The organism is Psychrobacter sp. Ps7, from assembly GCF_022129225.1.
Classification (GTDB): Bacteria; Pseudomonadota; Gammaproteobacteria; order Pseudomonadales; family Moraxellaceae; genus Psychrobacter; species Psychrobacter immobilis_A.
Genome location: NZ_JADQAH010000014.1, coordinates 1 through 15,129, shown reverse-complemented (window position 1 = coordinate 15,129; position 15,129 = coordinate 1). Strand labels below are relative to the sequence as shown.

The 15,129-nt window shown below is 44.3% G+C and carries 14 protein-coding genes; all 14 read right to left on the bottom strand.

Annotated features, from left to right (window positions below; translation table 11 throughout):
* Window positions 1-39: 39 nt before the first annotated feature.
* The 14 genes from I3257_RS06835 to I3257_RS06770 all read right to left on the bottom strand — a co-directional run bounded on the left by I3257_RS06835 (window position 40) and on the right by I3257_RS06770 (window position 14,839).
* Window positions 40-453 carry a PaaI family thioesterase gene (locus tag I3257_RS06835; RefSeq protein ID WP_045447171.1) on the bottom strand — a complete coding sequence of 138 codons (414 nt, stop codon included), beginning with the start codon at window positions 451-453 and terminating at the stop codon, window positions 40-42.
* A 29-nt stretch (window positions 454-482) separates the two neighbouring features.
* Entirely contained in the window at window positions 483-1,025 is a 543-nt protein-coding gene (locus I3257_RS06830) for a DUF3124 domain-containing protein (protein ID WP_238049197.1), read from the bottom strand.
* A 43-nt stretch (window positions 1,026-1,068) separates the two neighbouring features.
* Entirely contained in the window at window positions 1,069-1,770 is a 702-nt protein-coding gene (locus I3257_RS06825) for a TrkA family potassium uptake protein (protein ID WP_238049196.1), read from the bottom strand.
* A 57-nt stretch (window positions 1,771-1,827) separates the two neighbouring features.
* Window positions 1,828-3,588 (bottom strand): potassium transporter TrkG, encoded by a 1,761-nt coding sequence (locus tag I3257_RS06820; RefSeq protein WP_238049195.1) that lies wholly within the window; start codon window positions 3,586-3,588, stop codon window positions 1,828-1,830.
* Window positions 3,589-3,977: 389 nt separating this feature from the next.
* Window positions 3,978-4,919, bottom strand: coding sequence for a DMT family transporter (locus tag I3257_RS06815; protein WP_238049194.1), 942 nt, complete (start codon window positions 4,917-4,919; stop codon window positions 3,978-3,980).
* Window positions 4,912-6,108, bottom strand: coding sequence for an FAD-dependent oxidoreductase (locus I3257_RS06810; protein WP_238049193.1), 1,197 nt, complete (start codon window positions 6,106-6,108; stop codon window positions 4,912-4,914). Before I3257_RS06810 ends, I3257_RS06815 begins: the two co-directional genes overlap by 8 nt.
* Before the next feature lie 50 nt (window positions 6,109-6,158).
* Complete coding sequence (locus tag I3257_RS06805; RefSeq protein WP_238049192.1) at window positions 6,159-6,581, bottom strand: tetratricopeptide repeat protein; 423 nt, start codon at window positions 6,579-6,581, stop codon at window positions 6,159-6,161.
* 200 nt (window positions 6,582-6,781) lie between these two features.
* Entirely contained in the window at window positions 6,782-7,270 is a 489-nt protein-coding gene (locus I3257_RS06800; protein ID WP_238049191.1) for a hypothetical protein, read from the bottom strand.
* A 160-nt stretch (window positions 7,271-7,430) separates the two neighbouring features.
* Window positions 7,431-7,922 (bottom strand): M48 family metallopeptidase, encoded by a 492-nt coding sequence (locus I3257_RS06795; RefSeq protein WP_045447188.1) that lies wholly within the window; start codon window positions 7,920-7,922, stop codon window positions 7,431-7,433.
* A gap of 191 nt (window positions 7,923-8,113) precedes the next feature.
* Window positions 8,114-10,159, bottom strand: a complete 2,046-nt coding sequence (betT, locus tag I3257_RS06790) for a choline BCCT transporter BetT (protein WP_055125110.1) — start codon at window positions 10,157-10,159, stop codon at window positions 8,114-8,116.
* A gap of 257 nt (window positions 10,160-10,416) precedes the next feature.
* A complete protein-coding gene (gene betA / locus I3257_RS06785) occupies window positions 10,417-12,117 on the bottom strand; it encodes a choline dehydrogenase (protein WP_238049190.1) in 1,701 nt (566 codons plus the stop codon).
* Between the two features lie 117 nt (window positions 12,118-12,234).
* On the bottom strand, window positions 12,235-13,749 hold the full coding sequence (gene betB / locus I3257_RS06780) for a betaine-aldehyde dehydrogenase (RefSeq protein ID WP_238049189.1): 1,515 nt from the start codon (window positions 13,747-13,749) through the stop codon (window positions 12,235-12,237).
* Between the two features lie 171 nt (window positions 13,750-13,920).
* A complete protein-coding gene (locus I3257_RS06775) occupies window positions 13,921-14,493 on the bottom strand; it encodes a TetR/AcrR family transcriptional regulator (protein ID WP_238049188.1) in 573 nt (190 codons plus the stop codon).
* 1 nt (window position 14,494) lies between these two features.
* Entirely contained in the window at window positions 14,495-14,839 is a 345-nt protein-coding gene (locus I3257_RS06770) for a multidrug efflux SMR transporter (RefSeq protein ID WP_201539990.1), read from the bottom strand.
* Window positions 14,840-15,129 lie beyond the last annotated feature (290 nt).

Below are 15,129 nucleotides of genomic sequence, written 5' to 3'. Positions count from 1 at the left end.
TTAGAGACTGTCCTCATTTTAAAAATGGGCTAAAAATAGCTAAACGTGCTGAGGCGGTACGGAATACGTGCCAACTACGTGAGCCACCATGTCGCGAGAGCCTTCAGAATAAAGCGCAACCTCGCCAACGATTAGCGTGCGCCCAACTTTCATCAACGTACACTCAGCGATAATACGTGCTTCTGCTGAGGGTTTGCGCAGGAAGTTAATGGTCAAGCTCGTCGTCACCGTTAATGGCACAATACCTATTTTACCAAGTATCGCCACATAGAGAGCCACATCAGCGATGCTCATCAATACTGGTCCAGAGACCGTACCACCGGGACGCAATTCATTGATACCAATATCGTGTGATAAGGTCGAGCGATTGTCACCGACTGCCTCGATGACACATTTAGTTTGTGGAAATTCCAACGCCATAAAGGCGACAATTTCTTCTTTGGTTGCAGACATATCCCTTCCTTGGATTTCATTATCTTTAATCAATGCACCACTGGCGTACCTTCTGTACTAAATGCAAAGCCTTTATTGCTAAAATTACCGATCATCACCGCCTCAATGACGGGCTTGACCGTCTCGTCTATCCCTTCGACTTCGATGATAAAGTTGGCGCCCGATCCGCCTTTATCCTCTTCTTTTTCGACGATATAATTGAGCGTGGCCATTGCTGGAAGCTCAATCGGTTTGGTTAAATAGGATTTTATAAAGGTTCCATCAGTGCCATAGTAGTCAATTTTATTGATATACAGTGATTTTTTTAGCGTGGTATTGCGTACACTCAAAGTCGCTGATAGCAAGACTTTACGATTGTCTCTATCGGTGTAGATGTCAGAATAAATGGGCACATAAAAGGTTTGTTTATAGGCAAACTGGCTACGATCAATAGCTGTTGTCATCTCCAGCTCTTGAATGGGGTCTTGATGTTTTTCTGAATACAACACGTTCGGGTCTTGCGGCGTCTGATCACAGCCGGACAACAATGCCATCGTCGCAAGCAACAAGACGGATATAGTGCGCTTACTCATAAGTTTCCCCTTTGCCTTTTCATGTCACGGCTGTTGCAAATGTTTATTTGATTTTTACACCGACACTACGCAGAAACTCGTTGATATGCTTGTTAGCACCGTAGATGATCAATACGTCTTTATCTTGCAATATTTGCTCAGGCGCCGCCAAACCTTTAATACTAGGCTTACTTTGCGTACGACCAAAGCTGTCTTCATAATACTCATAGCGCAGGGTACTAAGCAATCGAATATTGAACTTTTGCTCCAATTGCAAGTCATCAACGGTCTGACCAATCAACGACTTGGGAATGCTAATCTCTACCATACTGAAATGATCACTCAACTCAAACGAGTCGACGAAATAACGTAGCGATAGCCGTTTGGCCCAGCGATTGGCCGCCTCTTTTTCAGGGTGGATAAGGTCGTCCACACCGATAGCTTGCAACACTTTTTCGTGCAATGGATTAATACTACGACTGATCAAACGTTTTGCTTTTAGGGTTTTAAATAATGCCGTCGCCATGACATTTGCGCCTTGGTCTTCACCGATTGCGACAATAACGATATCGGTGTCGATAATCGGTAAACCATTGACGGTATATTCATCCGTGGCATCCATACAGATGGTATGAGAGATGACTTCCTTATATGCCTCAACCTTTTGCATGCTGCTGTCAATGGCAATCACTTCATGCCCCTGACGGGTCAACGCCATGCCTAGCGATGAGCCAAAGTTCCCTAGCCCTACGATGATATATTTCATAACCTTATTAACCTTTTTCAGTATTTTTTAATGATGAAATGGCTTATTTACGACCATTTAATTGATCGTGATTTCTTCAGTTGGATAGCGATAATTGCGCTGGCGTCTATTTTTAAGTAGGGCAATAAAGATGGTCAACATGCTGACACGCCCAACAAACATAATGACTGACACCACCATTTTGCTAAAATCTGATAACTCTGTTGTCAAATTCAGACTTAATCCCACAGTGCTGTAAGCTGAAAAGCACTCAAAAACCACCTTGATTAAATCAAGCTCCGGTTGATCATAGCTGATGAGCGTCACCCCCATACCGATGACCAATAAAGACAGCCACATAATAGAAAATGCACGGCGAATTGAAATTTCAGCAATCTGCCGCTTAAAGACCTCAACATTGGTCTGACCACGTGCCAAACTCAAAGTGTTTAACAGGGCAATCGCAAACGTACTGGTTTTGATACCACCGCCCGTCGAGTTTGGCGAAGCACCAATCCACATCAAAAATATCGTCAACATAATCGTGGGAAACGCGAGTTCACCCATGTCGATGGTATTAAATCCTGCGGTTCGCGGCGTGGCAGCAGTAAATAGCCCTGTGACAAGCTTACCGAAAAAACTGCGATGGTCTGCCAGCACATTGTTATATTCAAATATCATCACACCGATGAGACCTACCAACAATAAAGCACCCGTCGTAATCAAGGTTATGCGGCTATTAATATTAAGCAACCATGGTCGATAAATATAACGCTTATCATGCCGATATATCAGGCGCTCTGCACGATCACGCAAATAACGCAGCACATTGACCACAATGACAAAACCCATGCCACCAAAGATAAAGGTCGTGGCGATAATCAGTTGTAATGGGTAATTAAAACGTAGCGCGTCATCATACATGCCAGCGCTAAATGTAGAAAATCCAGCATTACAGAACGCAGAAATCGCATGGAAAACAGAGAAGAATAACTGCTCAGACCAATCCATATCTGGTATGTCATAAATACTGATATAAATGAGTGCCGCAGCCACTGCCTCAACGGCAAATGTCACGTATAAGATGGATTTGAGGGTCGATACCACATCACCCATGCCGCGCATGTAGGACATCTCACTGATGCTCGCCTGCGTCTCATAACTGACACCACCCTTGAAGAAATAACTAAAATACGTCACAAAGGTCAAAATACCCAAGCCGCCGATCTGTATCAGCCCCATGATAATGACTTGCCCAAAAGTCGTGAAATAAGTCGCCGTATCTACCACGATGAGACCAGTCACACAGACAGCACTGGTCGCGGTAAAGAGCGCATCAATGAAAGACAGCGGCTGCGTCGTTGCATTGGGCATCATCAGTAGCAATGCACCGACCAATACTAATGACAGGAAGCTTAAGATAAAAAACTGTGCAGGGTTTAGAAAGGTACGATTGAGATTAAAATCGTGGTCAGATATTTCACGAATAAAGGTCACAAAGACGGCAATTTTAATGGCAACGAAGCCATCAACAGCGACCGACATCCCAGAACGCACTAAATCAGTGAAATGCGCTACCAGTAAAATGACAATCGCAATACTGGTCAGTAAGTCAAAGACCGCGACTTTATTTAGGGTCAGCGGCTTTTTGCTATAGAGGTAACGACCTGCCGTCACAACAAAGCCTAAAAAAATAATCGCCAGATAAAAAATATGGAAAACCTGTTGTAACCACATCGGCAGCGTGAAGCCACTGTCTAATAAAGCAATGGCTACGCCGATAATACTAATGACAATCGTGACATTATTTAACAATCGATAACGCTTGGCTGCATGCATCGCCTTAATCCATGATAGGAATAACCACGATATTTATACTCCTTTTTTGTGTTACTCACAAAAACTGATTTGAGATAATCGTAACCAATTATGATGCTCTGTTGAACACTCATACCTAGCCATGCTGATTGCTAAAATGGCTGTAGATAAATTATAGATTGGCAGTAACGGTAATATTTACGTTTTAACGAGGTTTTGTGAGGTTGGATTAGATAAAAAATGATCACTGTGAGGGTCGCATAGTGACATTTTTAAATAGTAGCATTTCTATATAGCGACATTTTTACATGGCTACATTTTTGGATAGTTGCAGTGCAAACATATGCCCTAGTAAGTTCATTAGTTTATAGGTTGGCGTATTTATGAGCGCTATATCCTAATGGTCATCTTTACGTAGTTTCTGTCGATGTGGTCGCCATTTTCACCCAGCCCCATGTTACCAAACCAACGCCCAGTGCGATCAATGAAGCACCCAAAAACAACCCTTCTGGCGGCATCTCACCCTGCAAAAAAATAGCCACTGGCACACCGACAACTGCGCCGACCGAACCTAATAAACTTAATAAAACAGGACCGCCGGTTTTTTGTAATAAAAACAACAATAAGAACTGACCTGCAAATACGGCGGCTTGTATGCCAATCAAACCTAGCGGCAACCAGTCTAGCGGCATATTCACTGAAAAATTAGGCAATACACTAAATGACAGCAGCAATAGCGAAGCCGCGATTAGCATACCTGGCGCGAGTGCACTGGGCGATGCCTTATCAGGCCAGCGTAAGGTGCGATATATATTACCAATAGCCAATAATACTGGCCCGCAAAGCGCGATCAAAATCCAAAAAGTACTGGCGTCTGGCGTCGAAAACTTACGCGCTGCCAATACTCCTGCGCCAAGAAGCGCCGCGGCCACACCCAAAGCACGGACGATATTAAATCGCTCCATCCTCAGTGCCAATGCACCAAGATAAGTCAACAATGGTGGAAGCGAGATAATGAGCGCGACGAAACCTGCACCCACATGTGGAATAGCCGAAAACAGTAGTAAATTAGAACCTGCAACACTGATGAGCGCCGCCACAAAATAGTATTCAAAACTACGCGCATTTAAGGGAGGTAATTCGTGGCGTATTAATGCAACGATCAATAAAATAGCAGCAGCGCCCGTGATGGACCAAAAGAGAAATGCCAGTGGTGTAACACCTATCTCACCAGCATATTTTGCCAAATTGGTAGAAATACCAATCAGACCTCCTCCGCCTAACAAGCAAGCAAAAGGGATGAGCCATATGCTGGTGTTGCGAGAAGCTTGCTGTTCTAAAGACTCACTCATCAACTATCCTATTGGGTAGCGACGCTGATGACGATAGCCCATCAGACAAACCTAAATCTAAACCTTGTACTGCCTTATGTGCTGCGTCGATAGCACCAGCAATATAACCGGGGAACGCCTCTGACCATTCGCTTGCGCTGCCCGTTAGGCAGTCTTGCCATACCCCTCTATTTGGCTTAGCGTTCGGTGCGACAGCATGTTGACCAGCACCACTGGCATCAGCAGGCGTCGCTGTCAATGAATCTTGCGCCCAGTCTTTCAGATATTCAGCCGTCGGCTTATCTGCCTGTACACCAAACAAACGTACCAACTGCGCTCGGCAATGGGCTTTTAGCTCCATTTCTGAGACGCTTTGACGGACGTGAGCAGGAACCCCAAAGAAGCCAAACAATGCACCTTCGCCCTCTACCAAGGACGCATCGTGAATCTCAGTAAGCGGTCCTACTGCACTTCGCGCTGAACCCGATAGTCCTTGATTGCGCCAAAACGGCGACTCATAAACCGCCACATATTTGGCATGTGGCGCCATCCATGTCGCGGTCTCTTGCCACTCTGCCACCAAATCCTGCGGTAAAGCTGGCTCGAATAGAAGATTAGCCACAGCCAAACGAGGCGGTAGCGCAAGGAGCACATGCTGCGCGTGATAAGTAGTTATTTGACCAGCTGTCATCTGTTCAGCGCTGCTCTCGCTCTCTATGTCGATATAGTGATCAGTCTTGATCACACACTTTACGATTTGCCCTGTGATCATGCGCGTAGGATTTAAGCGCGCATACAGAGCATCAATGAGCGCTGCCATACCACCGACGAGGCGCATAGACGGTGGCGAGCTTTGATAGCCTTGGGTACGGATAGGTAACTGATTGGCAGCACGTTCAACCATCATGTCGCCGTCCTCGAATTGCGCAAAACGTGGTAAATTCAACGTTTCAATAAGACTGCTCAACTGCGGCTGATACTCTGGCCAAAACCACGATGGCCCTAAGTCGAAGCCATCGTTTGATTTTTCATTATCGACACTGTGTCTACTAGCATTCTGATCTACTGATGATTTCGCAACAGCGATGCGCCCGCCCAATCTATCACGCGCCTCAAGCAATATATAATCGATGCCTCGTTGCTCTAATAAAAATGCTGCATATAAGCCACTCAAACCACCACCGATGATTGCAATAGGTAGGTTTTGCATAACAAATCATTCCTGCTTAGTTGAAGCTTTTTCAGTACTCAGTATCGAAGTTATTCAGCCAACAACTTGGTAAGCAGCTCGTCTATCTCAACCTTAAACTCTTTATCCTCAATCTTATTAGCCGTGACTTTGGCATTCTGTAGATTTAGAATAGCCGCATCCTTTTCACCCATTTCGATCTGTAGAACCGCCATAGAAAAGGCAATCGATGACATGTGGTCTTTTGAATTAATCGCAGTCGCTTTGGCTAAGGCCTTATCATAAATAACTAAGGCTTCGTCTAAATCTTCGGTAAAGTCAGCCAATGTTTCCCACTGTTCTGGATGGTCTTTATCGGTGTTTTCATTATCATTACAAATGGCTTCTAATTCAGCATAAAACCCATCAAATGCTGCTTGATTGCCTATACGATCAGCTTCCAATAACTCTTCAGCTAAAGTATAAATTGCTTTGTAAATTTTGGTATTAATCATTGCTCATAACCTTTTATGAATTAGGATCTATGGTACTTGTTTTTCAGCCAAGAGTACTTGGCGAATATTACTTGGTAAACAGTGCTTAGCTGGGATTATAACGCAATTCCACTAGCCAAAATGACTGACACAAAAAAAGGATGCGATAGTCGATATCACACCCTTTTTATTCATCAAACTACTAATTATTTTTTATCTGCTTAAAAGCTCATTATCTTGGTGGTTTGATCGACCATTAACGCCCCGATGCCAGCAGGATCAGCAGCACTCACGCCGTCAATCAGTGCCGATTGGTCAATACCCTTACCCGGTAGATAAAGCGCACAAACCTCAACCTTGGTATTGGTATTCTTCATGACCATTTGCATCAAACCTTGTGGGCTCATGTTTTTAGGTGGCTGTCCGGTTGTTGCATTATCGGGTGCTACGCGGAGCGCCATATCACCGGCTGGGCCGCAAAGCAATACTCGAGTATTGGCACCTTGCTGCGCGGATTGCATAGTTAGCACCATCGACATCAGCTGCACTTGAGCATCGTCTGATGTCACATTTATCAACACCGATGGCGTCGATTTTTTATTCTCTGGAATGACGTCACTCTTTTGTGACATGGCATTGGTCGCTGTACAGCCAACCATCAGTGAGGCGGCGCTTATAGCAAGTGCAGTAGCAACTATCCGTTTCATCATCTTCTCCATTTATCAACAACCATTAAAATCATCGTTATTAAATTATACACTAAAATATATTAATAAAATATATAATATTATTTATGATAAGAAAGTTATGATAAGAAATACAATCTGTGGCGTGTCCTCATTTTGAGAAGAAAAGAATACAGCACTGCGATCAACTCAATTCGCGCCAGTGCAACCACAACCGCGTATCAAGCTCAAACTGATGATACTCAGGCTCCATATGACAGCATAATTGATAAAACGCTTTGTTGTGCTCATGCTCTTTAAAATGCGCCAACTCATGCACAACAATCATCCGCAAAAACTCAGGCGGCGCTTCTTGAAATAAGCTGGCCACGGTGATGCTGTTGTGCGATTTGAGCTTACTGCCCTGTATGCGAGACTGGGTGGTATGAATACCTAGCGCATGCTTGAGGACCGTTAATTTACTGCTATAACTGACATTCGATAGCTGTCCCACTTTGCGCATATATTGGTTTTTTATCTCATTGATATACTGATAAAGCGCCTTATCACTTTTTATTTGGTGCTGAGTGGGATACTTTTTTTCTAGATATGCGCCCAATTTACCATCGCTAATCAGCAATGCCGCTTGGGTCTGAACTTGCTCAGAATAATGAGCGATGTACTTTAATGTGGTCACAAACTTATCCTTTGCTGATATTTCGAAACTGATAACCCGAAACGTATCTTTATATATTTTACCCTATATCTACTTATTTTATTTTTCATAAAACAAACCCCATAAGCTGCATTCAACTTATGGGGTTGTTTGTTACGATGTTTTTACTTAAGTGTTTTTACTTAAATATTCAGGACATCTTGATAAATCAATTAACGCTCTAAATGGAGATACTGCAAATGGCGCTCGTACTGATTTAAGATATCGACCAACACTTGCTCTTTGGAGTAACCTACCAAGTCATACTCTTGCGAGCCTTCACTTAAGAACACTTCTGCACGATAATAGTACTCTGCATTCTTAGTTGAGGTGCTCAATGTAAAGTTAGGACGCTCAGCTTTAATCAAGTTAACTTCATAAATAAAGTCGTCTTCATCACCGTGTCCAACCCGTAATTTTAGACCATCTATTTGACCGCTACTTTCATCCATGCCTTCATCTATATCTTGTCCGATATGTTCAGGGTTACGGATGTCCAAAGAGGTTTTTAGACCGCCTGCCGCAAATTCTTTTTCAACTTCTGTCATGGCAGGTCTAACCACATTTTGTAAAAAGCGTTCAACTTGTGCATGTCTAGGGAAACTGACGATACGTTGCAAGCGTGCTTTCCAGCTCTTACCACTATCCAGCACATTAGCCGTACCAATCGTACTGGCCTTACGTTTATTGCCTTCTTCTTTTAACGACCTCCACATCGACACCATATAAAGTACAAGGATAAGCGAGAATGGCAAACCAGCAATCACAGATACTGACTGCAATGACGCAAAGCCACCAGCAAATAATAGTCCTAAAGTGATAAGACCCGTTGCCGCTGCCCAAAACAGACGCAACCAAACCGGAGCATCGGTGTCATTGGTCATGCCGCGTGAGCTCAAGTTCGCTAATACTAACGCGCCTGAATCCGCTGAGGTCACAAAGAAGACTAAACCAATAACCACACCAGCGAACGACAAAACGTCACTGTAAGGAAAATACTCGAACAAGGCAAACATACCCATGGCAGCATCATTGACAGCGATTTCACCAAGTTCAGTTGCACCATTAGCAACCAAGTCTATCGCTGAATTACCAAAGATAGAGAACCAGGCAAAAATGAAACCAAGCGGAATAAACATCACGCCAAAGACAAACTCACGCAAGGTACGACCACGGCTAATACGCGCGATAAATAGACCAACAAACGGTGCCCAAGCGACCCACCATGCCCAGAAAAATATCGTCCAGCCTGACTTCCAATCAGCACCAGCAGTACCGTCATAGGCATATACATCAAAAGTTTTAAAGAGAATGGTTTGAAAGTATTGACCAATATTTTGGGTAAAAGTATTCAGCAAATACACCGTATTACCCATCACCAATATGGCGATTAATAGCAATATCGATGATAGCATATTAAATTCAGATAAGCGGCGGACGCCCTTTTCCACACCTGTCATCGCCGAAATAGCCGCAGCAGCAACGACACCCACAATAATAAGCGTCTGTACTGTTTTGCTAGATTCAATACCGAAAACATGGGTCAATCCAGCATTGGCCTGCAATACCCCAATGCCTAAACTGGTCGCAATACCCATCAAGGTGCAAACAACACCAAAGGTATCAATGCCATCGCCAAGCCAGCCTTTGATCAAGCGCTCGCCAAAGATAGGCGTCAGTGGTGAACGCAGCGCCAATGGCATGTTTTTACGATACGCAAAGTACGCCAATGCCATACCGATTAGTGCATAAATACCCCAACCATGTAGCCCCCAATGTAAAAAGGTTTGCGCAAGTGCTTCACGCATGGCTTCTGCACTGGCAGGCTCCAGCCCCGTATGCGGCGTCAAATAATGCATCAATGGCTCAGAGGCACCAAAAAACAATAAATCAATACCAATACCCGCGGAGAACAGCATCGCCGCCCATGCTAGGAAAGGAAACTGGGCTTTTTCGTGGTCTTGCCCAAGCTTGATGTCGCCGTATTTAGAAAAACCAACAAATAGTGCAAATATACTATAAGCGGCAACCACCAGCATGTAATACCAGCCAAAACTCTCTGATACCCATGCCATGCTTGAGCTTAATAGTGTCTCACTATAATCTGGAAACGCAATCGTCCAGATAATTAATAAAATAGAAATAATAGCTGAACCTAAAAAAACCGTCTTGTTTAGAGTCAGGGGTTTCGTCGCATCTTTTGATGGCGAGCTGTACATAAAAGACCTCAATAGGTAAATTAAACAGGGTCTGATATTGATTTGTCCGTCATAACTTGAGGACTGTATGACGCACAAAGCAGTACCAATAAATGAAAACTGCAATGTAAATAAAAAATTAAATGACAATCAAAGGCAGCCACAACAGTATTAAAAATACTTAATACATTAGTGCTGATGAAAAAGACCTTTGCGTGGAAAGGTCTTCTTATTGAAATTGCTTATATATTTCATTGCCTAATAGCTCATATAGCTCTTTATACAGTAGAGCGGTAAGCGCGCATCGGCTCAGTTCTAAGCGGTGCACCATTGGCAACGTAATAGTCTACCGTCGAGCGTGGCAACTGCTTACCACGCATCTTATCGACGATTTTTTCGGCAAGCATAATGGTGGTGGCGTTTAGATTACCACTGATAATATTTGGCATAATCGACGCATCAACGACGCGCAAGCCATCGATGCCGTGTACGAGTCCTTCGCCATTGACGACTGAATCATTACCTTCACCCATCGCACAAGTACACGACGGATGATAAGCCGTTTCGCTATGATTACGAACATATTCGTCTAGCTGTGCGTCGGTCACTAGATCATCCGTTGGTGCAATCGAGCGACCACGATAAGGGTCAAGTGCTGGCTGATGCATAATTTCACGGGTGATGCGCATTGCCGCACGGAACTCGTGCCAGTCTTGGTCGTGAGACATATAGTTAAACAAGATGCTCGGATGCGCGCTTGGGTCTTTTGAGGTCAGCTTGACGCGACCACGACTTGGCGAGCGCAATGAGCCCACATGCGCTTGGAAACTGTGCGACTTCACGGCACTACGACCATCGTAGCGCACTGCTAATGGCAAGAAGTGGTACTGGATATTAGGATGGGTAAACTTCTCATCGGTACGAATAAAACCGCCCCCTTCAAACTGATTAGAAGCACCAAGCCCTGTACCATTGAATAACCATTCCGCGCCAATCGCTGGCTTATTCCACCATTTATTGGCAGGCGCAATCGACACTGGCAGCTTACATTCATACTGCATATACAGCTCTAGATGATCTTGGAGATTATTACCAACGCCGGGTAAATCAAGTACTTCTGTCACGCCCAAATCTTTGAGCCATTGACCAGGACCAATACCAGAGCGCTGCAATAATTGCGGCGAGGCAATAGCACCCGATGAAACAATCACTTCACGAGACGCATGAAAGTTCTTGGTTTGACCTTGATGTTCTACCTTTACACCGATAGCACGCTTACCATCAAACAAAATAACATCGGTCAGCGCACCCGTCAAAATCGTGATATTGCTGCGCGGTTTAGCACGGTCGAGATACCCACGTGCCGTTGACGCGCGGCGACCATTAGGCGTCACAAAACGATCCATCGGCCCAAAACCTTCTTGCTGATAGCCGTTTAAATCATCCGTGCTTGGATAGCCAGCTTGCACGCCTGCTTCAATCATTGCTTGAAACAGTGGATTGACCCCTGGTTTTGAGGTGGTCATCTCAACAGGACCGCCCACACCATGATAGTCATTCTCGCCAGCGTCGCGATTCTCTAGCTTTTTGAAATAAGGCAGGCAGTCCAAATACGTCCAATCTTCTAAGCCTTTAATTTGAGCCCAATCGTCAAAATCCAAGGCATTACCACGGATATAACACATCCCATTAATCAGAGACGAGCCACCTAACCCTTTACCACGACCACAATCCATGACGCGGTTATTCATATAGGGCTCAGGATCGGTTTTATAACCCCAGTTATAAGTAGTACCTTGCAACGGCATAGCGAGCGCCGCTGGCATCTGAGTACGAAAGTCTAAGCGATGGTCTGGACGACCCGCTTCTAACAGCAACACCTTAATGTTGGCATCTTCGGTCAAACGGGTGGCCAGCACATTGCCTGCTGAGCCTGCGCCGACGATGATGTAGTCATATTCAGGTGTGGTTGATGTCATAAAACGCTCCATAATATTAAAAAATCCATCATTTCATATCAGTAAGGCGGTGCCAAAAGGACAAATTAGTCCTAACACGCAAACCTTACCGTTTTAAAAATTTCACAGCACAAGTGATTAAAATACCGATTCAAAATTACCAAGCTCTACTTGGATAGATTTGGTCTGCGTATAATGCTCAAGGGCTTCAATGCCGTTTTCGCGACCGATACCTGAGTGCTTATAACCGCCCACTGGCATTTGTGCAGCCGACTCGCCCCACGTATTTAACCAGCAAATACCCGCTTCAATCTGTGCAATCACGCGATGAGCGCGAGTCAAATCAGCGGTCACGACTCCTGCAGCCAAGCCATACTCAGTATCATTGGCACGGCGAATGACTTCTTCTTCGGTTTCGTAAGTCAATATCGACATCACTGGGCCAAATATCTCCTCACGTACGATAGTCATTTCATCGGTGCAATCAGTGAATACCGTCGGTGCGACGAATGCGCCATTTGCCAATTTGCCTGTTGTGATACGTTCACCACCCGTCAATAGACGTGCACCGCTAGCCTTACCTTGCTCGATATAACCAAGCACTCTTTCCATATGTGGGAAGCTGACCAATGGACCCATATTAATATTTTCGTCCATCGGATCGCCCAACTTAATACGCTCAACACGTATCAAGATAGCTTGCTCAAATTTGGCTTGTAAGGCTTTTGGAATGAAAACCCGCGTGCCATTGGTACAAACTTGACCCGTGCTATAGAAGTTCGCCATCATCGCGATGTCAGCAGCGGTATCGATGTCCGCATCATCAAATATAATCAATGGCGACTTACCACCAAGCTCTAACGTCACGTCTTTAAGCGACGATGATGCCGCACTCGCCATGACTTTTTTACCCGTTGGTACGCCACCAGTAAACGATACTTTAGCGATGTCTGGATGCTGAGTTAATGCTTCGCCAACTTTATAATCGCCTTGCACGACGTTGAATACGCCATCTGGCAGACCTGCTTCTGTCAATATTTCTGCCAGTTTTAGCGCAGTTAGAGGAGTGACTTCAGAAGGTTTAAAAATCATCGCATTCCCAGCGGCTAACGCTGGTGCTGCTTTCCACATCGCGATTTGAATCGGATAGTTCCATGCACCAATACCAGCGACCACGCCAAGTGGCTCACGGCGAGTATAGACAAAGCTAGTATCACGCAATGGAATCTGACGACCTTCAATCATCGACGCAAGCCCTGCATAATACTCAACGACATCAGCACCAGTCACGATATCGACATATTTGGTTTCAGAGAGTGCTTTGCCCGTGTCTTTGGTTTCAAGTAACGCGAGTACATCGTTGCGCTCACGTAATATCGCAACCGCCTTTAGCAAAATACGACTGCGCTCAACGGCAGTCATCGCCGCCCAAACCTTTTGACCTTTTTGTGCCGCTTTTACGGCTTCATCAATCTGTTCACTGGTCGTTTGCTGAACGGTAGTTAACACTTCACCCGTGGCTGGATTGATGTCTTCAAAAGTAGCAAGCGATTCGTCGATTGCTAAGTAACGACCATTAATATAAGCGGTTTGAACCTTCTCTAAATCAATGATGTCTGTTAAGTTGCTTAGGTCTGTTTTTGAATCTGTCATGCGGTGCTCCTATTAACGACTGGCAAAAGCCTTATAAACAAGCTAATGCTAAATGATGTCATCATGGGTTAAATGTTTAAAATAAATTTATATCGTCTATTTCTATAAGCTGTTCGTTCAATGCTTCTATAATAAAAAAGCTTATTTGAGCAATCATTTGAGAACAGTGTTTTATTCATTCTCAGGTTGCGTCATTTTTATCAAACGCTTATGAATAGAGGCTTTATCTGAGATACTAATCCCCGAAAAATCAGAGAGCCAAATACCATCAGCCACCAGACGCACCATACATAATGTTTCGGTATTGTCGGTTTCTTGATGTTTTTTTAATTGTGCATTTGCCCACTTGGCCCATAACTCACGTAACTCACTATCGCCTAGCATCAATGCATATAAGGTTGCTTGACTATCGAGCTCTTCCTGTCCCTTTTCGCCTAAGCTAATCGTGGCATTGGTATAGGCACGAGTAAAAGAGCCATAACGCACAGGGTCTTCTGCCATGGCTTGATTAACCTCTGCCTCAAACCTAGCCATCGCATCATGAAACACTTCAAGAATGAGTGCATTTTTAGTGGTGAAATGATGCATCACCCCACCCTTGGTCACCCCGACCGCATCAGCGACCGCCTGAAAAGTCACTTTTGATAAGCCCTGCTCTAACGTGATTCGCGCTGCCTGATCAAGTAGCGCACGACGGACAACTTCGGGCTGTTTTTTACGTTTGTAAGCGTTTTCCATTTCCATATCAGTGCACCACAGAATTAGAGAATAAGTTCATCACCACGACACCGCCCACAATCATAGCGATACCAACCACAGCTGCTGTATCAAGACTTTGCTTAAAAAATATTAAGCCAACGAGCGATGTCAGCACAATTCCTAACCCGCCCCATAGTGCATAAGCAATACCAAGCGGTATGGTTTTGATGGTTTGTGTCAACAAGTAAAACGAGATGGCATAAAGCACGCCCATAATCAGGGTCGGCACCAAACGCGTAAACTGCTCTGACTTGACTAAAAAGGTCGTGCCAACCACTTCGCAAATAATGGCGATGGCTAGATAACCGTAGGCAATAGTGGTGGGACTCATAATTAGGTTACCTGTTTCAAGTTGATCACATATTAATAATGTATATACATTAAAGAAACCATACGGTCGGTATTCTATAGAAATATTCTAGCAATGTGAAGGGCTGTTTATGACTTTTTTGTTTCGAGGGAGATACAGATTGTTTTACTATTCAAAAAGATAGGCGACTTGTCTAATCAAATTGCCGCTAGATTTTATATCCAACCTACATAAATAAGGGTTTTGACCACTTTTAGCTCATTCTTTAGCTCATTCTTTAGCTCATTCTTTAGCTCATTCTTTAGCTCATT